11 protein-coding genes and 1 tRNA gene are annotated in these 20138 nt (G+C 65.9%); 6 read left to right on the top strand and 6 right to left on the bottom strand.

What is annotated here, in order from left to right; all coding sequences use genetic code 11:
- Nucleotides 1–9: 9 nt before the first annotated feature.
- Nucleotides 10–822, bottom strand: coding sequence for a bacterial transcriptional activator domain-containing protein (locus VHR41_10880; protein HEX3234691.1), 813 nt, complete (start codon nucleotides 820–822; stop codon nucleotides 10–12).
- A 331-nt stretch (nucleotides 823–1153) separates the two neighbouring features.
- On the opposite strand from VHR41_10880, the gene VHR41_10875 reads away from it, so the two are divergent.
- Nucleotides 1154–1564 (top strand): hypothetical protein, encoded by a 411-nt coding sequence (locus VHR41_10875; GenBank protein ID HEX3234690.1) that lies wholly within the window; start codon nucleotides 1154–1156, stop codon nucleotides 1562–1564.
- A gap of 33 nt (nucleotides 1565–1597) precedes the next feature.
- Here VHR41_10875 and VHR41_10870 read toward each other — a convergent pair whose 3' ends face one another.
- The 3 genes from VHR41_10870 to VHR41_10860 all read right to left on the bottom strand — a co-directional run bounded on the left by VHR41_10870 (nucleotide 1598) and on the right by VHR41_10860 (nucleotide 5938).
- Nucleotides 1598–1999 carry a hypothetical protein gene (locus VHR41_10870; protein HEX3234689.1) on the bottom strand — a complete coding sequence of 134 codons (402 nt, stop codon included), beginning with the start codon at nucleotides 1997–1999 and terminating at the stop codon, nucleotides 1598–1600.
- A gap of 447 nt (nucleotides 2000–2446) precedes the next feature.
- Nucleotides 2447–4402, bottom strand: a complete 1956-nt coding sequence (locus tag VHR41_10865; GenBank protein HEX3234688.1) for a heavy metal translocating P-type ATPase — start codon at nucleotides 4400–4402, stop codon at nucleotides 2447–2449.
- 273 nt (nucleotides 4403–4675) lie between these two features.
- Nucleotides 4676–5938, bottom strand: coding sequence for a hypothetical protein (locus VHR41_10860; protein ID HEX3234687.1), 1263 nt, complete (start codon nucleotides 5936–5938; stop codon nucleotides 4676–4678).
- 1028 nt (nucleotides 5939–6966) lie between these two features.
- On the opposite strand from VHR41_10860, the gene VHR41_10855 reads away from it, so the two are divergent.
- Together VHR41_10855 and VHR41_10850 are read left to right on the top strand one after the other, a co-directional pair.
- Complete coding sequence (locus VHR41_10855; protein HEX3234686.1) at nucleotides 6967–8289, top strand: serine/threonine-protein kinase; 1323 nt, start codon at nucleotides 6967–6969, stop codon at nucleotides 8287–8289.
- Between the two features lie 716 nt (nucleotides 8290–9005).
- Entirely contained in the window at nucleotides 9006–12446 is a 3441-nt protein-coding gene (locus VHR41_10850; GenBank protein ID HEX3234685.1) for an AAA family ATPase, read from the top strand.
- A 178-nt stretch (nucleotides 12447–12624) separates the two neighbouring features.
- Here the strand turns inward: VHR41_10850 and VHR41_10845 are convergent, their stop codons facing one another.
- Complete coding sequence (locus VHR41_10845) at nucleotides 12625–13608, bottom strand: methyltransferase (protein ID HEX3234684.1); 984 nt, start codon at nucleotides 13606–13608, stop codon at nucleotides 12625–12627.
- A gap of 1240 nt (nucleotides 13609–14848) precedes the next feature.
- On the opposite strand from VHR41_10845, the gene VHR41_10840 reads away from it, so the two are divergent.
- Together VHR41_10840 and VHR41_10835 are read left to right on the top strand one after the other, a co-directional pair.
- Nucleotides 14849–17506 (top strand): protein kinase, encoded by a 2658-nt coding sequence (locus VHR41_10840; protein ID HEX3234683.1) that lies wholly within the window; start codon nucleotides 14849–14851, stop codon nucleotides 17504–17506.
- A 245-nt stretch (nucleotides 17507–17751) separates the two neighbouring features.
- Complete coding sequence (locus VHR41_10835; protein ID HEX3234682.1) at nucleotides 17752–18447, top strand: DUF72 domain-containing protein; 696 nt, start codon at nucleotides 17752–17754, stop codon at nucleotides 18445–18447.
- 1163 nt (nucleotides 18448–19610) lie between these two features.
- On the opposite strand, the gene VHR41_10830 is transcribed toward VHR41_10835, so the two are convergent.
- A tRNA-Phe gene (locus tag VHR41_10830) sits at nucleotides 19611–19683 on the bottom strand.
- Between the two features lie 115 nt (nucleotides 19684–19798).
- Here VHR41_10830 and VHR41_10825 point away from each other — a divergent pair.
- A partial coding sequence (locus VHR41_10825; GenBank protein HEX3234681.1) for a redoxin domain-containing protein occupies nucleotides 19799–20138 on the top strand: 340 nt, incomplete at its 3' end.

Raw genomic sequence — 20138 nt, 5'->3', positions numbered from 1 at the left:
CTCCATTCCTCAGTCCACCTGTCCTATCAGGCTCGGAGCGGCGTCAGCATCCCGGCTGGCATTGGGGGCGACTGGTTCGGCGGGCGGGGAGGCCCGAGCCGACACCGCCGCCCGAATGCGCTCGATGAGCGCGACCGTCTCGGCGCCCGGGTCCACCTCGAGCTCGGCGGCGAGTCTCCCGGCGAAGCTGTCGTAGGCGTGCAGGGCGGTGGATCGGTCGCCCAGTCGGTCGAGCAGCTCGACCAGGCGTCGCAGGAGCCGCTCGTCCCCGTTGGAAAGCGCGACCGCCCGCCGGGCGCACTCGATCGCCTGGGCGGCGTCGCCGCCGGCCTCGTACCACTCGGCCCGAAGCCGGGCGGCCTCTGAGGCGCGGAGGCGTAGGCTGGCGCGCTCCTGCTCCAGCCACTGCTCGAAGCCGGGCGCATCCGGGATGAAGAAGGAGGGGAGAAGATCTCCCCGATAGAGGCCGAGCGCCTCCTCCGTGCGATTGCCATCCCAGGCGGCGCCGAAGGCCGCCACATCACTCCATACCAGCGCGCCGTCGAGCCCGAGGTCGTCGGCGCTCCGGGACACCAGCGCCGACTCGCCCAGCGAGCGGCGGAGGAAGTGGACCGCCTTGCTCAGCGCGTTGCGAGCGTGGTCCTGGTCGAGTTCCGGCCAGAAGAGGCCCAGCAGGATGTCGCGTCGGTGAGAGCCACGGGGCGAGGCCGCGGCGAGATAGGCGAGCATCGCCAGACGCTTGGGCTGGGCCAGGACCGCACGCACCTCTCGACCGCTTTCGTCGCGGAGGTCGATCGCGCCCAGCGTGTGGAGTCGAATCATGGCCGCTCGGGAAGCCCACGGAGCGTTTGACGGCCGAGTCAGCGCCAAGTGACCGGGCGGGAAGGCCCGGCCCTTAGGGTTGAACGTACCGACCGGCAGCGGTGCCACAAGAGGAAGGCCCGTTCGAGGACCCGGCCGGAGGCCTGCGCGCCTAATCCGATTTCCCCCGGAGGTATCTATGCGCTCATCCACGTCTCTCCTGGCGCTCGCCCTGGCTACGTTGAGCGCCGGGGCCTGCTCCGATTCGGGTCCCACGGGCTCGGGTCCGGTCTCACCCGCCCTGGCCACCTCCAGCGCGCCGGACGCCTCGGGTTCCATCGTGATACGAAGCGTGTCGGGCTACTTCCCCTTCGCCATCCTTGACGCGCGCCACGGCCTATTTGCGATCCACGTCGCGCGCAACGGTTTCGGCTTCTGCGGCGAGCCGTTTACCATCTTCCACCCCGGTCAGTTTCAGGACGTCTTTATCCCGGCGAATGCAGACCTCATCCAGGAACTCTTCCGGGTCGAGGGCGTGTTCACCACCTTCTACGCTTGGGCGGGTCAGGACATCGGCGTTGGCTTCGACGGCGGGTTCGAGGACGAGGAGAAGCTGTGCGACTTCCTCCTGACCGCGACGCCGCTCGCGCGGGGAACGACCCGCGTGGTACGGAGCAATGAGCGCCAAGCTACCTATGCATGCGCTGGCCACCCATACGGCACGTCGCTGCGACCACTCCGCCATGTTGCCCCCTCACCCTGAACGTCGGACGAACGACGGCGTCCGCCAACTTCGTTACTTAGCTGGATGATGCGCGGCGTGGTCGGTGGAGTCTGTTGCCGCTGACTCAGGCTTCACGGTGGCCTTCGATCCAGTGGTGCTGGAGTCCATCGTCCCCATCATGCCCCCGCGTTCCATCATTCGGTGCATGCGGTCTTGCATCATCTTGCGTTGGCTCACCAGCTCATTGATTACATCAGCCATCGCCTGCACCTTCTGGTTGCCAGTTGTCCGGTTCATGCGGCCCGCGAGGCTGTCGAGACGGTGGTTCAGGGAGTCCATCGTCATCATTTGCGCATTGTCGCGGCCACCCATCCTGCCATGGCTATCAGGCGCCTGCCCCTGAGGTTGCTGCGCGGCAAGGACGGACGTGCTCAGCAGCAGGGCAACTACTCCGCCAGTAACTCGTGCCATCATTGGTAGCTCCCGTTCGTTGCATGCTCCAACCCTAGAAGCGCCACCACCACACGTAACCCACCAGCGCGAGCAGAACAGCTCCAGTACGCCCATACTATCCAACCTGGCCCTGGCGACCCTGGCGACGTCCCTGCCGCGTCTAGTCGATGCTTCTGGTACATGGCCGCGCGTGTACTACGGCACCCGCGGCGAGAAGCGGCACGGCCAATGCGCCCAGTGATTCCCGGAATAGCAGGGCGAGCCCTGCACCAAGCACGCCCGCACCCAAGCTGCTGAGCAGCTCCGCGCGCGCTCGCTGGTCGGTGAAGCTGCGGCCCGAAGCCACTGTCTTGTGCTCCTCGCTTAAGCGACGCCACCAACGTAGTGCGGTTCTCGTGAAGAATTGATTAAGGCGATGCGAGAATGCCCTCAGGCACCAAAGGCGGATGCAGCGGCCCGCTTTGCCATCTAAATGGCTGAACGCCGGAGGAGCTGGGCATTGATCGCGACGATGACCGTGCTCAACGACATCAGGACTGCGCCGACGGCCGGCGACAGAAGAATGCCCTGCCGCGCCAGGACGCCGGCTGCCAAAGGGATGGCAACCACGTTGTAGCCCGCTGCCCACCACAGGTTCTGGACCATCTTCCGATATGATGCCCGGCTCAGCCGTACAATGCGCGGCACATCCCGGGGATCACTCCGCACCAGCACGATGTCGCCAGCCTCGACGGCCACGTCAGTGCCCGCGCCGATGGCAACACCCACGTTGGCCGAGACCAGGGCCGGGGCGTCGTTCACCCCGTCGCCCACCATACCAACCCGTTCCCCAGCTCGCTGGAGTTCTTGCACCTTGCCGACCTTGTCCTGTGGCAACACTTCGGCGAACACCGTATCGATGCCCAGCTCGGTGGCCACTGCTTGGGCGACCGGCCGGGCATCACCGGTCAGCATCACGACCTTGATGCGCTGCGCGTGCAGCTCGTCCACGGCGGCCTTGGATTCCGGCCGAACCACATCAGCCACGATAAATGCCGCCAGCGGCCGAGCGTTTGCTGCATCGCCGGTCTCCTGGAGCAGGGTGATGGCGGCCTGACCTCGCTGCGCTGCCTGGTCCATCGCAGCATTCAAGGGCGGTGGCAGGCTGACGCCACGTGACCGGAGCAGTGCCGGGCCGCCCATCAGCAGGGCGCGACCATCTACGACGGCACGCACACCGACACCCGGAATGGCCTGGAAGTTGGTAGCTACGGGAACCGCCATGCCGCGCTCCTTGGCCGACCGGACTATGCCCTGGGCGATGGTGTGCTCCGAGTCCTGTTCGACCGCCGCTGCCAGCCGGAGCGCCTCTCGGTCGTCGATCTCACCGCTGGTTACGATGTCGACCACCCCGAACTCACCCCTGGTGAGGGTGCCGGTCTTGTCGAATACAACGGCGGTGAGATTCCTGGCTTCCTCCAGGCCCCGGCGGTCGCGGACGAGCAGCCCACCGCGCGCACCGAGCGTGGTGGAGATGGCGATGACCAGTGGAACCGCCAAGCCTAGCGCGTGTGGGCACGAGATGACCAACACCGTGACCAGGCGCTCCACTGCGAATGCTGGGTCGCGACGAAGGGCCATCCACGCCGCGAACGTCGCCACGCCAGCTACGATGGCCGCGATGGTGAGCCAGAACGCCGCTCTATCGGCCAGAGCCTGTGCCCGGGACCGACTGGTCTGCGCCTGCTCGACCAGGCGCATGATCCCGGCCAGCGCGGTCTGCTCGCCCGTGCCTGTGACCTGGACGCGCAATGATCCGGCTCCGTTGACCGTCCCCGCAATCACCCGCTCGCCCTGACCCTTCTGCACCGGCCTGGATTCGCCGGTGATCATCGATTCGTTGACCTCACTCGCCCCATCCGTGACAGTGCCGTCGGCGGGAACGCCCGCCCCCGGGCGTACCAGGACGATGTCGCCGGTCCTGAGAGCACTGATCGGCACCTCCTCGGTCTCGCCATCGCGAACGCGTGTCGCGGTGTTCGGCAGCAGCTTGGCTAGCTCCTGCAGGGCACCCTGGGCCTGGGAGATCGACCGCATCTCGATCCAGTGGCCAAAGAGCATGATCGTGACCAGCGTGGCCAGCTCCTCCCACAGGGGCGTGCCGGGATAGCCCACCGTGACAGCAGCGCTGAACACGAACGCCACCGTGATCGCCAGCGCGATCAAGGTCATCATGCCGGGCAGTCGGGCACGCAGCTCGCGCCATGCGCCTTGGAGGAATATCAGCCCGCCATACACGAACACGGCGGTCCCGAATGCGGGTGCGATCCAGCGCTGGGCGGGCACGTGCGGTGGCGAATAGCCCAGCACACGCGGAAGCATGTGCCCCCACACCAGGTTGGGCACCGTAAGCGCCAGTGAGATCCAGAACTTGTCCCGGAACATCGCGACGCTGTGTCCCGCGTGCCTGTCAGGGCCACCATGGCCACCGTGGTCGGTCGGCGCTCCACGTGGGGCGTGAGTACCGTGGGCGCCCCCCTCCGGGTGCTCGGGGTAGCCGACTTCTACGGGCTCGCGACGTGGACTGGTCGCCGGGTCAGCCGAGTGGCGGCCTGCATGGATGGCGCGCAGGTTGTCCTTGGCGCTGTTGGAATGGTGGTGATGGTCGTTCATGCAATCCGCCTCATTGGTGTACCCACGGCCGTTGGCGCGATCCTGCTAGTCGTGCTGGCCCTGCATGTCCATTGCACCGTGACCCTGATCGTGGTCTTCCGCGTAAGCCCGCTGCAGCATGCCGGGACGGAGTCGAGCGTATACCGTGATCCCCGCAGGCGTATGGGTCCCGTAGGTATGCTTGAGCCCATCCGGCAGGAAGTTGAGTGACCCTCGGACACCCAGGCCCAGGCTCGCGCCGCCGTATTCTGCCACCTCACGGACGTATCCAAGCACGACTGACGCGACGTCGAAGCGCTCCTCCGGGGCGGCAGTGGGGACCACCAGCTCCTCCGCGTTCTTCTGCACCCACTCGGCGCGGCCGAACACGCTGTTGCGGTCGTCGAGCTGGAGGTTGCTCTCCAGCAGCACGCTGTGCTCGAAGCCGGTCGAGGACTCGCCGTCGGCGGTGTGCTTGTTTGCACCGTAGACCAACGCCGTCGACCAGTCGCCTCCTGAGCCGAGCCGCCGGGTGTGGAGCACGGACGCACCGAGTCGATGCTGGTTCTCGTCCGGGTGCAACGCCTCGGGACTGTGGAGGTAACCGTAGCTCGCGGCGACGCTCCAGTGGGGCGTGGGATTCACGGTCAGCCGCCCACCATACGAGTCCAGGCCGCCGAGGTCGAGGTCATAACGGTCGTCGTCGGGCTCACGGCCTTGGAACCATGTGCCTTCGAGCTGCACTGTTCGGGTGAACACCCCAGCCGTAACCACGCCGAAGGTGATGTGGGTGGCGTCCTGCCAATGGTGGCCTAGCGGCGCGAAGGGGTCGTTCTGCGCGGACGGTCGGTGCATGTAGGCCACCGGTCCGATGGCGGGCTCTCCCACCGGCGCGCCCAGGATCGAGACCCCGACGGAGTGGCTGATCGGCACCTCGTATCGGGCCGACAGCTCCATGAATAGATCGTGCGGGTGCTGCCGGTCCACCAGCGGTGCACCCTGGTACGACTCCCCGGTCTGCAGCAGCAACGGGTAACCGCGCGCCCCGACGGTGAACGGCTCAGCGCTCAGCATGCCGTGCAGATGCAGCATGCCGGAGCCGACGGGCCGCATGGCCATGATCATCGCCCAATTGGTGCTACCGACCTGGTCGTCACCGCGGAAAGTACCCTGGTGGTCATAGTACAGGTCCACATCGCCGTGAACCATCAACGACCATCCCTCTGGCATGAGGTGATAGGCGCGCATCGGTGAGGCATCCGGCAACCAGGACGTGCCGGAGCCCATCCTGGTCATCGGGATGCCGAAGGGTCGCGGCAGCATCGACATGCCGGGCATCGACGCTGTATCGGCCATCCCGTGCGCGGCTGTGTCGGGGTGCTCGGTGTTTTTGTGGTGCTCGTGCTCCTGGGCACGGGCCACCCCTGGAGCCCTGAGTGCTATGCATAGGGCACTCGTCGTTATCCAAATGCGCGACAGGGCTACCCTGCGGGCAGGCACGTGGTCCGGCATGGTGACCTCCTAGTCTGGATGATCCGGGAGCCAACCTTGGCCCCCGACGCGCAGGACTAGGCGATCAGCTGTGGTGGTGGAGTATCAGGAGGGGAGACCGCGGAGTGAGCGCGACGCCGGCCAAGATCGAGAGCCACGCGATGACCTTGAAGGATAAGGCCCGCCGTGCGGGACGGCACAAGAGCGTTCGCGGTGGCCCCGGTACATGGAGAGACCCGCGCGCACTCGGACGCGGGACAGTGGGGGCACCCGTGATCGTGGCGCTGAATCCAAGCCTCCGGGGCGTGCCCGCGCGGCACGGTGGCTGAACCCGCCAACTGGTGGTTGTGCTGCTCAGCCAGCTCGTGTTGAGCACAATGCGGGCGCTGCATGGCTTCGAGCCCGATGCTCGGCGTGGTGACGAGGCCCAGCAGGAGCATCAGCAGTCGAACGGCCCTGGCCGCCCTCGAAGCACGCGCACCGACCATCATGACCGGACCATAGGCCTACTGGGGCTCACACGCAATGCGGTGCGGTGTCCCAGGGGTCACGCCGAACATCCGGGCGGCTTCAGGGATTCACGTCGGAGCCCAATCGTGCTAACGCGATTGTCTCGCCTGCCAGAGAAAGTAGAAGGGCTTTCCCTGGGCACGTAGCTTCGCCGCCTCAACATCGGCCCCCGCCTTAAGCACCCCAACCGCCCCGGCTGCTCCCGCTGTGACGACGCCTGCGGCTGGCCCTCCAACAACTGCTCCCGCCAACATAGCCGCTGCCGACGGAGGCGAAACCGGTAGCAGTTGCGACTGGCTCTGGTCTGTCAGCGCCCTCGGGTTTAGCCTAGGGGTACCCCGCTCCGGCACGTCTCTGTGACCGAGACCCTGGAAAGCCTTAAGGCCGCCCTGACCGACCGCTACACGCTCGAGCGCGAGCTCGGCCGTGGTGGCATGGCTACGGTCTATCTCGCGCACGACCTCAGGCACGACCGATCGGTGGCGCTGAAGGTACTCCACCCCGACCTTACCACCACGCTCGGTCCCGATCGCGTCCAGCGCGAAATCCGCTATGCCGCCCGGTTGCAGCACCCGCACATCCTCACCGTGCTCGACTCGGGCGAGTCGGGTGGGCAGCTCTGGTTCACCATGCCGTACGTCGAGGGCGAGAGCCTGCGCGAGCGACTGACGCGCGACCGGCAGCTCTCGCTCGAGGACGCCCTCCGGATCGGGCGCGAAGCAGCACAGGCCCTCCAATACGCCCACGAGCACGACGTCCTCCACCGCGACATCAAGCCCGAGAACCTGCTCCTCACCCGTGACGGCAACACGCTCGTCGCGGACTTCGGGGTGGCCCGCGCACTCGCGAGCGAGGAGGCGCTGACCCAGACCGGGCTCACCGTGGGCACCCCAGCGTACATGAGCCCGGAGCAGGCGGCAGGTGAGCGCCAGCTCGATGCCCGAAGCGACATCTACTCACTGGGGTGCGTGCTGTACGAAATGCTTTGCGGTGAGCCGCCGTTCACGGGACCTACGGCGCAGGCAATCATGGCGAAGCGATTCAGCACTTCGCCTACGCCCGTTCGCGTGACGCGGCCGGAGGTGCCGGCTGACGTGGACGACGTCGTGCAGCGCGCGCTCGCCCGCACGCCGGCGGACCGGTTCGCGTCGGCGGGTGAGATGGCCCAGTCGCTTCGGCCCAGCGTCGCGACGCCGGCCGCCACCGGTGTCCTCGAGCGGGCCCCAGCGCGGCACCAGGAAGGGTCCCACCGCACCCGCTGGCTCGTGGCAGGCGGCGTCGCGGCCCTGACGCTCGTGGCCATGGTGGCGCTCATGCGAAACCACGACCGGCCGGTGGCCCTCGACCGGGGTGTCATCGCCGTCGCCCCCTTCCGGGTCACCGGTGCGGATTCCTCACTCGGCTACCTGCGGGAGGGAATGGTAGACCTCCTGTCGACCAAGCTGAGCGGCACGGCGGCCCTGCGGCCGGCACCCGCGGGTGCCTTTCAACCCTTTCGACTTCGGCAGGCCCCCATTCTTCACCTATGGCAACCTGGTCGCCGCGCGACTCCACGAGGACGCCGGCGATACGGCGGCTGCGCTGGCCGCCCTTCGCCGACGGGTCATCGGCCTTGCCACCTATCCTCACTACGTGCGCTATCGCCGCGAGGAGGGCCGCCTCGCCGCGTCAGAGGGTGACACGGCGGGTGCGATCCGGGCCTACCGTCATTATCTCGCCCTTCGGAGTGCCCCCGAGCCACGGCTCCGGGCTCAGGCTGACACGGTCCAGATTGAGCTGGCCGCACTCCTTCGTGCCGCGGGCCGGCACTGAGACCGGACGCAGCTGGGCCTCTCCTGATCCAAAGTCAAACCCGGGCTGCCCCATCAAACCCCGGCTGTCCCAATGGTGCCATCGCGCCATCGGGCGTCTCGGTGCGGAGTAGAGTGGCAGCAAATCGTTAAGGTACAGTTTAGGTAGAATCGGGGACGTGCGGGGGGCTAACTAGAATGGCCAGGGATGGAATTGAACCCCCGACACGCGGATTTTCAGGGCGTCAGCGGCTGTTCCCCTGAGAGCTGCGGAGATCGGTTCAGCGCCTTCCAGCAACGACTTACAGTCCGCGGCAGGGCTGCCCAGCACTGACTAGAACCGTCCAGGAATGCGGAGTTCAGGTACTACTCAGGTACGAAATCCGGCACCTTGGTCCCGCCCGCGCTGGTCGGCTGCGTTAGCGGGTTAGGCACACGTGACACCTCCCTCCTCACGTCTGTGAGAGTGGCGTCGCGACGGGCGTCACGCGCTCCCATGACTTCTTGCTTTCTTCTGTCAACCATCTGCGGTATACATACGTCCTGCGGCCATCCCAATTCCTACACCGTCTTCTGCACGCTCATGAGACTCGGGAGGATGGGCGATGACCTTTGAGGAAATCCTGGACCAGGCGATAGCCATGCTCCAGCACCGGGGGCGCCTGACCTACAGCACGCTCAAGCGGCAGTTCCAGCTTGACGACGCGGCCCTGGCCGATTTAAAGAATGAACTCATTGAGGGCCACCGCGTAGCGGTCGATGAACGGGGTAATGTCCTGGTCTGGACGGGCGGGACAGAGATATCTCCACGCACCGCCCCATCTGCTCCCCAACCAGGGCCACAGCCTGACACCTCTGACGCTCAGCGGACGCCGAGCCTTCCCGCACCGACTGCTCCACTGTCTTCTGACCCCGAACGCCGCCAGCTCACCGTGTTGTTTTGTGACCTGGTGGACTCCACCGCACTCGCGAGTGAGCTCGACCCGGAAGACTTGCGCGAAGTGGTGCGGGCCTATCAAGACACGTGCGCCAAGGTCATCGCCCGCTTTGAAGGGCATATCGCGCAGTATCTCGGTGATGGCCTGCTCGTCTACTTCGGCTACCCCCTCGCGCATGAAGATGACGCGCAGCGGGCGGTGCGGGCCGGGGTGGGCATCGTGGAGGCCATGGGCCAACTCAATACCCGCCTGGCGCAGGAGCACAGGGTGCAGTTGGCCGTACGCCTGGGCGTCCACACCGGCCTCGCTGTCGTGGGTGAGGTGGGAGGCGGCACACGGCAGGAGCAGTTAGCCCTAGGCGAGACCCCCAATGTGGCCGCCCGCCTGCAAGGCATCGCCGCGCCCAATACCCTGGTGATCAGTGCCGCCACTTTTCAGCTGCTCGGTGGCTTCTTTGCTTGCCAGCCCCTCGGGACACCGCTACTCAAAGGTCTAGCCCAGCCACTGGTAGTCTATCGGGTGCTATATGAGAGTATGGCGCGCAGTCGTCTGGAAGCGGTCGGGAGCACCAACCTGACCCCACTGGTGGGCCGAGAGCAGGAAATCGGGGTATTACAGGAGCGTTGGGCGCAGGTCAAGGACGGCTTTGGGCAGGTGGTGCTGCTCAGCGGCGAAGCCGGCATTGGCAAATCGCGCCTGGTGCAGGTGCTGACAGCCCAGGTGGCCGCCGAGCCGCAGGCGTGGCTGACACCGTGCCAATGTTCGCCCTATCACCACAACAGCGCCTTGTATCCGTGGATCGAGCTGCTGGAGCGGGTGGTGCTACGCTTCGAGCCGGAGGAGACCCCACAGCAGAGGCTCCGCAAACTTGAGGGATTCCTGGTGCAATATGGCCTGCCGCTCGCAGAGACCGTGCCCCTATTTGCCAGCCTGCTGTCCCTGTCCCTCCCCGCCGACTATACGCCGTTGCCCTTGTCGCCTGAGCAACAGAAGCAGCAGACCCTGCACGCCCTCCTGACCATCCTGCTGCGCATTGCCGCCCAGCAGCCGGTACTCTTTGTGATAGAAGACCTGCACTGGGTCGATCCGTCCACCCTCGAGTTTCTCAACCTGCTGGTCGATCAAGGCCCGACGGCCCGCGTCCTGGCCCTATTCACCTTTCGGCCCGATTTCAGTCCGCCCTGGACGGGGCGTTCACACTGCACCCAGGTGACGGTCAATCGATTACTCCGCCGTCAAGCCGTGGAGGTGATCCGGCAGGTGGCCCAGGGCAAAGCCCTGCCCGCCGAGGTGGTCGAGCAGATCGTGGCGAAAACCGATGGGGTCCCGCTGTTTGTGGAGGAATTGACCAAAATGGTCCTGGACGCCGGCCTGCTTGAGGAGCAGGCCGACCACTACGCGCTGACTGGCCCCCTGCCCCCGCTGGCCATTCCGACCACGCTGCACGATTCGCTGATGGCACGGTTGGATCACCTGGCGGCCGTGAAAGGACTGGCGCAACTGGGGGCGACGCTGGGGCGCGAGTTTCCCTATGACCTGCTGCAGGCCGTCTCGCCGTGGGACGAGGGGACGTTGCGGCGGGGGCTGCAGCAGTTGGTCGAGGCGGAGTTCCTGTATCAGCAGGGCCTGCCGCCGCAGGCCACCTACCGCTTCAAGCATGCGTTGATCCAGGACGCCGCCTATCAGTCCTTGCTGCGGAGCACCCGCCAGCGGCACCATCAGCACATTGCCCAGGTGTTAGAGGCACGCTTTCCGACACTCTGCGCGACACAGCCCGAGGTGCTGGCGCATCACTTTACCGAAGCGGGCCTCCGCGAGCAGGCCATCGGCTACTGGCAACAGGCAGGCCAGCGGGCCATCGAGCGCTCGGCGAACCTGGAAGCGATTGGGCATCTGACGACGGCGCTGGACGTCCTCAAGCCGCTGCCGGACACCCCCGAGCGTACGCAGCATGAACTCACGCTGTACACCGCGCTGGGGGTGCCGCTGCGGGCCACCAAGGGGTTTGGCGCCCCGGAAGTGGGGCAGGTCTACGCCCGAGCCCGGGCGCTGTGCCAGCAGGTGGAGGAGACACCGCAGCTCTCCCCGGTGCTGCGGGGCCTATGGGAGTATTATGAACTGCAAGGGGAGTTACAGACAGCGCGCGAGTTGGGCGAGCAGCTCTTAACACTAGCCCAGCATGTCCGAGAGGAGGAGCTCCTCCTCGTGGCCCACCATGTGCTGGGGGATACCTTGGTATGGCTGGGAGAGTTCGCTGGCGCCCGTGCCCACCTGGAGCAAGGCATGGTGCTCTACCATCCCCAGCAGCATCGCGCCCACGCCTTTCTTTATGGCTATGACTCTGGGGTGCACGGCCTCTCCTTTGGGGCCTGGGCACTGTGGTACCTTGGCTATCCGGACCAGGCCCTGCGGCGAGTCCACGACGCGCTGCGCCTCGCCCAGGACGTGTCGCACCCCTTTAGCCTGGGCTTTGCCCTCGCCTTTGCGGCCTGGCTCCATCAGCTGCGCCGGGAAGGCCACGCCGCGCATGAGCGGGCCGCGGCGCTGATTGCGCTGGCAACCGACCAGGGGTTTCCCTTCTGGGACTCGTGGGGCACAGTGCTTCGGGGCTGGGCGTTGGCCGAGCAGGGACAGTGCGCGGAAGGTATTGCGCAGCTGCGCCAGGGCATCGCGGCCTGGCGGGCGACGGGAGCGGCGCTGCAACTGCCCTACTATCTTGCTCTGCTGGTAGAAGCGTATGGGAAAGCTGGGCAAGCTGAAGAGGGGCTGCGGGTGCTGGCCGAAGCGTTGGCGGCGGTGCACACAACGGGCGAACGTCAACACGAGGCCGAGCTCCATCGGCTCAAGGGAGCATTACTCCTGGCGCAGGATGGCGCTGATGCGCAGGCGGCGGAACGCTGTTTTCGCCAAGCGATAGATGTTGCCTGTCAGCAGCAGGCGAAGTCGCTGGAACTGCGCGCTGCCACGAGCCTCAGTCGGCTTTGGCAGCAGCAGGGCAATTGCGCCGAAGCCCATAAGCTGCTCGCGCCCATCTACGGCTGGTTCACTGAGGGCTTTGACACCGCTGATCTCCAGGAGGCCAAGGCGCTGCTGGAGACGTTGGCGTAACGCGGCGCGCATCGAGCATCACCGAGACCTTTCAATACCACCGAATTCAGATACTAAATAGGTACTGAAAGTTCGAACCGCTAACCGGCATCCCCGACAAGGGTGACCGGCGACCCACAGTGGCCGCATTGTCGCTAAAATCGTTCGCGGCGCGTTCACATGGCTGCGCCGCGAACCCTCAAGCCCTGACGCCCTCGACAACCGAAAGGTGGGTTTCGGTGGCAACGACGCGCCGAAGCCTGAACTCGGATCGCTTCAGCAGCTCCCGGAACTCCGCCTGGGTGCGCTCTCGTCCGCGTGGCGTGAGCACCAGCATCTCGAGATCCAGGAGTTTGCCGAAGTGCGCCCTGTTTCCGGGCGGGATGACAGCGTCGACGATCAGCACTTTCCCGCCGGGCTGCATGGCGCGGTGGCAGTTTCGGAGGATCTGAGTTGCCCGCTGGTCGTCCCAGTCGTGGATGATGTGTTTCATTAAGTAGGCGTCGCCTCCCACCGGAACGGATTCGAAGAAATCCCCGCTGATGACTTGGCACCGGTTGGCCACGCCAGCGCTCTGGAGCAGAGCGGTGGCCCCGGCGGTCACGTGTGGAAGGTCGAAGAGAACGCCACGCATCCTTCTGTTCGCCTTGAGAACGGTCGCAACCATGAGGCCGTGTCCGCCGGCAACGTCCACCAGAGTGCGGATCTTGGAGAAGTCGTATGCGGCGACAACAGCCTTCGCCTCCAAGGTGCTGATTGAGGTCATCGCCGCATCGAACACCGCTGCAGATTCCGACATCTTCGCAAAGTACTCGAAGATGGGCATGTCGAAGACATGGTCAAAAGCCGGCTCACCCGTTCGGACGCTATGACGAAGCTCTCCCCACGGGCGCCATGTGCTCTCGTGGCCTACGAAGCGCCCATAGCCGCCGAGCGCTTGGGCCGAGTCTGTGCGGAGTAGCCCGCCGAGGGGAGTGAGCTGGAATCTCCGGTTTCCGGTCTCGGCGAAGAGCCCAACGCTCCCCAAGGCGCGGAGCAGCCGATAGACACCGTCTTCCGAGGCGTTCGCCATTCGCGCAATGTCGGCGGCCGTCCTGGACCCATCCTTCAAGACGTCTGCAATACCGAGCTCGGCGGCGACTGCAATCGCCTGACTCACCCACTTACCGGCAGTCAGGTTCATGAAGGTCATCGGATCGGAAGCCTTCTTCGTTGAAGCCCGTCTCGGCTTCGCCATATTCTTCCTCACGTGGCGTGCGACTTCCAATGAGCACCTCAAGGTAGGACTGCCGCACGGCAGTTAGGCGCTTAGCGGAGGTCGCTCTGGGGCGAACCTCGAAGGTGCGGCTAGATAGTGCTAGGCCCCTAGGACTTCTCTGACGCGATCTGAACGAGGAGTCATGGCGGAACATGTTCCAGAAATTGAAGCCCAGCAAGTGGGCCCCAGGGTATGGAAGCGCTTCCATCAGACCCTCCAGCCACCATCAAGGTCCCGAGCAAGGGTTCACGTGCTTTTTCAGGTGCCGCGAACGCGAAAGCCCACCGCCAGTGGGTGGGCCTAAAACAGACCAACTCGCGAATCAGCAAGAGATTAAACAGATGGCCAGGGAGGGATTTGAACCCCCGACACGCGGATTTTCAGTTCCTGGCAGAGCGAAACACCTGACCAGTGCCGACCGCTCAGGTGTTGTGGTTGCGGCACTTGGGCCACAGGTGTGTTGTCCCTTGTAGTCTGCAGTTGTCTGGGGTTCGGACACAGGTTCGGGCACAGGTGCCCTCGCCCAAACACCCCCCCCTCAACCGCTCCACCACCGGGCCTGTCTAACGCCTAGTCCTCGCCGCCGGCTCCCACATCCAGCCAGATGATCGGGCCCTCGAAAAAAATACACAACAGTCCCTCTAAAAAAATCTACGACCATCCAGGCGGGGAGATCGTGGCTCTGCGGGGCTCCTGCTGCTTCACGAGTCATGGGGGGCAAGGAGCTACCGGCGCGCCTGAACGTGCGGCGCCAGGGGCGGCGGGCCCCAGCTGGGGCAGCTCATCATGGAGCGCCGTTCGGCTCAGGAGCGGGCGAGAATATCTAGGAACTCCCGGACCACTCCGTCGGGCTCCTCGAAACATCGACTCGCGTCGAAGTGCTCCACCACCCGTACACCGTGCGCCCCGAGCTCGCGCTCGAAGGCGTAGCTCCCCCGGAATCCCCCCTCGAGTTGTGACGGCAGATCTGGCTGCGGGACCGGAAACGCGAGTGGTGGCTGCGGCCGTATAAGTGGCGGCGGCGGTATCAATAGTAGAGGAGCTCGCGGGGGGGGGAAGGAGGCGCTCGCCGGCCCCGAGCCTCGGCCGCGAGCCTCGGTTGCCGCTCCGGCTGGCGCTCCACCCCCGCCGAGGGCAGATTAAGCTGACCCTCACCCGGATCCCCGTGACCGTTCCCGCGGCCCTGGCGGACGCATTGCGCGACCGGTACGTGCTCGACCGCGAGCTGGGCCGCGGCGGCATGGCGACGGTCTATCTCGCGCACGATCTGCGGCACGAGCGGCCGGTCGCCCTCAAGGTCCTCCACCCCGATCTGGCCCAGACCCTAGGCCCCGAACGGTTTCAGCGCGAGATCCGGCTGGCCGCGCGGCTTCAGCACCCCCACATCCTGACGGTCCTCGACTCGGGCGAAGCCGCCGGACGACTGTGGTTTACCATGCCCTTCGTCGAGGGCGAGAGTCTCCGCGACCGCCTGAATCGGGAGAAGCAGCTCCCGGTGGAGGCGGCGCTCCGCATCGCCACCGAGGCGGCGCGCGCGCTCGAGTACGCCCACCGCCACGGCGTGCTCCACCGTGACATCAAGCCCGAGAACCTCCTCCTCACCGCCGACGGCTCGACCCTGGTTGCCGACTTCGGCATCGCCCGCGCGCTCGCGGCCGAGGGTGACCGCCTGACCGAGACCGGGCTCGCCATCGGGACGCCCGCGTACATGAGCCCTGAGCAAGCGATGGGCGAGCGCGCCCTCGACGCGCGCACCGATGTCTATTCGCTCGGCGCCGTACTGTACGAGATGCTGGCCGGCGAGCCGCCATTCACGGGGCCCACGGCGCAGGCCATCATCGCCAGGCGTTTCAGCGGCGAGGTGCCGCGGGTGCGTCAAGTGCGGTCCAGTGTCCCGGCAGCGGTGGACGAGGCGGTGCACCGCGCGCTCGCACCGGTGGTGGCCGACCGGTTCGAGTCGATCGAGGCGTTCGCGCGTGCGCTGGGGGCGGAGAGCGGCACGACGGTCCCGGTCGCTGCGGCTCCCGCCGCCGCGCCGCCCGCTGCCATGCCTGGGGCGCCGGCAGCCACCCCGCAGGCCCGACGCCGCGTGCCCGTCGCCGCTCTCACGCTCGGTCTCGGCTTCCTCGTGGGACTCGGTGTCCTCTTCGCCTGGCGGCGCGGCCACCCGGGCGCGGAGGCCGCCACGGGCGCGCGGGTGGTGGCGGTCCTCCCCTTCGAAAACCTGGGGGACTCGAGCGACGCCTACTTCGCCGACGGCGTGGGCGACGAGGTCCGTGCGAAGCTGTCCGGCGTCGGCGGGTTGTCGGTTATCGCGCGCGGGAGCTCGAACCAGTATCGCCACACGACCAAGTCTCCGGCGGAGATCGCGCGCGAGCTGGGCGCGGACTACCTGCTCACCGCCACGGTGCGGTGGGACAAGGCCGGCGGCTCAAGTCGGGTGCGGGTCTCGCCGGAGCTGGTGGATGTAGCTCCAGGCCACGCGCCCCGCACCCGCTGGAGCCAGCCGTTCGAGGCGGCGCTGACCGACGTGTTTCAGGTGCAGGGCGAGATCGCCGGCAAGGTGGCGAGCGCGCTCGACATTGCGCTCGCCGACAGCGCCCGACGCAAGCTCGAGAAAGCGCCGACTGCGAACCTGGAGGCGTATGACGCCTACCTCAAGGGCCTGGCCAGCGCTGGCAACGATCCCGCGACCCTCCGGCGAGCCATCAAGTATTACGAGCAGGCGGTCGCGCTCGACTCCACCTTCACCGCCGCCTGGAGCCGCCTGGCCCGCGTCCGGTCGTTCCTGTACTTCAACAGCGTCCCCACGCCGCAGCTCGCGGCTGAAGCGAGGCATGCCGCCGAGCGGGCTGCGGCGCTGGACCCGGATGGGGAGGACACGGCCCGCGCCCTGTCCGCCTATTACGTCAACGTGGAGCTGGACAATCAGAAGGGGCTCGCCGCCATTCAGCGCGGGCTCGCTGCCGCGGCCAACAAGGTGGAGATGCTCGCGTCCATCGCCCAGTACGAGCAGGCGTTGAATCGCTGGGAGGGGACCCTCGAGCCGCTCCAGCGGGCCGCCGCGCTCGACCCGCGCTCGGCGATTGCCGCAGGACGCGTGGCCAACACGCTGCTCTACCTCCGGCGCTATGGCGAGGCGAAGGTGGCCGCGGACCACGCGCTCGCGCTCGCGCCCACGAACTTGAACTTCATCGAGCAGCGCGTGATGGTGAGCCTGGCGGAGGGCGACCTGCCGGGCGCCCGCTCGGTGATCGCGGCGTCGGCCGGAGCGGTGGGCACCGACGCGCTGCTGGAATTCCTCTCCGTGTACCAGGATCTCTACTGGGTGCTCGACGAGAAGCAGCAGCAGCGGGTGCTCGGCCTGCCGGTCGCCGCGTTCGACGGGGACCAGGGGGCAAGGGCGATCGTGCGGGCACAGCTCTTCGATCTGCTGGGCGACCAGCGGCAGGCGCGCGCCAACGCCGACACCGCGCGGGCGGCATTCGAGGAACAGCTGCGCGCCGCTCCGCTCGACGGCCAGCGGCACGCCGTCCTCGGTCTGGCCCTGGCCTTCATGGGGCGGAAAGCGGCAGCGATCGCAGAAGGCCGGCGCGGAACCGAGCTCTGGCCGATCAGTCGCGACAGCAACAACGGCGCCTACGTCCAGCTCCAGCTCGCCCGCATCTACATGATCGTGGGCGAGCCCGAGCTGGCGATGGATCAGCTCGAGCCGCTGCTCAAGATGCCGCATTACCTCTCGCCGGGCTGGCTCCGGAGCGACCCCACCTGGGCCCGGCTCAAGGACAACCCGCGGTTCCAGCGGCTGGCCGCGCGAGGGTGAGCGCGACGCCGAAGTCGGCCACCAGAGCATGCCATCCACCCGCCGCGCTTTGTAGTCACCCTTCAACGCTGCGCGCCTGGGACCCTTCCCTTCCATTGATCTCCAGCACTCGAATTTCCTGCCCCGGCCTAAGGAAGCGGTTCCCTTTTTCTCGCGCCGCCGGTAGCCTATGAGGTGATGCCGCGAGACCTCGACGTGCGCCTCCAATGAATGTCCGTGTAGGGCTTTGCGGCTTTACAATGTCCATGAAGACATACGCGCTTCACTTTCCCGTGGTCGAAGTGCAGAACACCTTCTACGACCCCCCACCGGACGCTACGCTCAAGAAGTGGCGCACTGTGACTCTCTCGTCGCTCGAGTACACCATCAAGGTGTGGCAACTGGTCACCCACCCGGCGAACAGCCCGACGTACCGGCGTATGAAACGGCCCCTCGATCCGAAACAAGAGCCCGGTCTCTTCCGCAACTCTCCCGCGGTGGACGAGGGTTGGCAGAGCTCGCTGCACTGCGCGAGCGTGCTCTCTGCCAGCGCCATGCTGTTTCAGTGCCCTGCCAGCTTCACGCCCGAAGCTGATAACGTCGCACGCATGCGGAGTTTTTTCGAGCGCATCGAGAGGCCGAGGCCGCGCCTACTTTGGGAACCCCGCGGGCCAAAGTGGGTTGCCCAGCGCGACCTCGCGCTCTCGCTCTGCCAAGACTTGAACTTGGTGCACGTCGTGGACCCATTCGTCGTGCCCCCAGAACCAGGCCGGGCTGTGTATTGGCGCCTGCACGGTATCGGCGGTGTCCGGCATTCCTACACTGACGAGCAGCTACGGGCCTTGCAGCGCATTCTAGTGGGGGTCGCCCCTACCGAGCCCGCTTACGTAATGTTTAACAATCTCTCGCGGGTGGCGGACGCGAAGCGCTTCAAGCTTCTTGTCATGGCGCCCCGAGCCTGATCGCTCATACCAGTTTCTTCGCGCCAGAGTTCGGGCACCACCCTACGTTCCTTAGACCTGAAGCGCCGTCAAACGCAAACGGAAGGTGAAGTAGTGTGACAGCCGACGGGGTGCGTCGTCATTGGGGGGAAGCCGATGAGTTCCGAGGACGACCGCAAATTCGCCGCAATGGCCATCGAGCAAGCCGCCCAAAGCAAGGACGAGAATCAGTCCAAGGCCCACCCTCGCGTCGGCGCAGTGGTGGTGAAGAATGGGCAAGTGCTCGGTGTCGCCCACCGCGGGCAGAAGGAGCCTGGAGAACACGCCGAGTACACGGTGCTTGAAAGGGTCTTGGGCAGCGTCGATGTCTCGAGCGCGACCGTCTATACGACCTTAGAGCCGTGCACCTATCGCAATCCGCCCAAGATCCCCCTGCGTCGAGCGCCTACTCGATCGGCAGGTCAGCCGTGTCGTCATCGGCATGCTAGACCCGAACCAGCGAATTCGAGGTCGCGGGGAATGGCACTTGCTCAAGCACAACATCGCCGTCGGTCGGTTCGACCCGGATCAGGTCCGGTCGTTGATGGACATGAATCGGGGATTCATCCGGGATCAGGAGGGTCCGGAGTTGAAGATCACGTCTCCCGCGGCGGGCTTCACGACATCCGATGAGGAGATCGTCGTGCGAGGCACCCAGCGCAATGTCGGGGGCGTGTGCATCTTCCTCCGTCGGTCTCAACAAGCCAGGTTCATACGGAATTCTCGCAACGGAACTGAGCGAGGACTTGTGGATGATGGTGGCCCTCTACTTCGACGTCGCCAAACAGCTCAAGACCTGGATGGGAAGGATTATGCCGAACCATCCACCTGGAATGCATGTATACGATCAGATCGACGTCGAGCGGAGGTAATGTAGAGGATGGAGAGTATGTAGCAGCCGCAGCGGTCGCTGCGGCTGCTGTTGCACTTCCAGGGATTCCAAGTCGCTCACGCTATATGTTAGTCCGGATGTAGCCCGGGCCGTCCATGCTGACACCTTGGACAGCGACGTTGCCAGTTATCGCTCCCGTTCGAACCGTAATCGTACGAGCAGTCTCCGCAGTGAAGCGCGAATGCGCTGCATAAAGTCGTTTCCGGGAATAGCGGAACATTTACCACGACAGCCTTTGAGTTCGGCGGTGCAATGGCCAGGGAGGGAATTGAACCCCCGACACGCGGATTTTCAGTCCGCTGCTCTACCAACTGAGCTACCTGGCCGTGGGGCCGGAATATAGAAAGACCGTCCAACCCCGCCAAGGGACTCGGAAAGGACTTGGAGAGAACCATTTCCCCACGCCCGGCGTTGATTCCGGAACCCGCTCCCGAGGCTCGCATGACCCGTCTTCCCCTGCTCGCGGCCGCGTATTCCCTGTTCCTCGTCGGCGCCGGCCCGCTCGATCAACCCACCCCCCGCCCCGCCCCCGACTGGGCCAATACCAGTTGGCTCAACGCCGACCGGCCCCTCGCCTTGAAGGACCTCCGCGGCCGCGTGGTGCTCCTCAACTTCTGGGTCTTCACCTGCTACAACTGCACCAACACCGTCCCCTCCCTGGTGGACTTCGATCGGCGCTACCGCAATCGAGGCCTGACCATCCTCGGCATCCATACCCCGGAGTTTCCGCCCTACGCCGGTGAGCACGACAAGGGCAACGTGGAGCGCGCGCTCCGTCAGT

The sequence above is a fragment of the Gemmatimonadales bacterium genome (assembly GCA_036265815.1).
In the GTDB taxonomy this organism is placed as follows: domain Bacteria; phylum Gemmatimonadota; class Gemmatimonadetes; order Gemmatimonadales; family GWC2-71-9; genus CAVVWJ01.
The sequence above is the reverse complement of the archived record's forward strand: the minus strand, read 5'-3'. Positions and strand labels throughout refer to the sequence as shown.

What these genes read in the sequence shown, in the direction of transcription:
- VHR41_10880 (HEX3234691.1), bottom strand. Translation starts at nt 822, where the DNA reads ATGATTCGACTCCACACGCTGGGCGCGATCGACCTCCGCGACGAAAGC.
- VHR41_10870 (HEX3234689.1), bottom strand. Translation starts at nt 1,999, where the DNA reads ATGATGGCACGAGTTACTGGCGGAGTAGTTGCCCTGCTGCTGAGCACG.
- VHR41_10865 (HEX3234688.1), bottom strand. Translation starts at nt 4,402, where the DNA reads ATGTTCCGGGACAAGTTCTGGATCTCACTGGCGCTTACGGTGCCCAAC.
- VHR41_10860 (HEX3234687.1), bottom strand. Translation starts at nt 5,938, where the DNA reads ATGTCGATGCTGCCGCGACCCTTCGGCATCCCGATGACCAGGATGGGC.
- VHR41_10850 (HEX3234685.1), top strand. Translation starts at nt 9,006, where the DNA reads ATGACCTTTGAGGAAATCCTGGACCAGGCGATAGCCATGCTCCAGCAC.
- VHR41_10845 (HEX3234684.1), bottom strand. Translation starts at nt 13,608, where the DNA reads ATGAACCTGACTGCCGGTAAGTGGGTGAGTCAGGCGATTGCAGTCGCC.
- VHR41_10835 (HEX3234682.1), top strand. Translation starts at nt 17,752, where the DNA reads ATGAAGACATACGCGCTTCACTTTCCCGTGGTCGAAGTGCAGAACACC.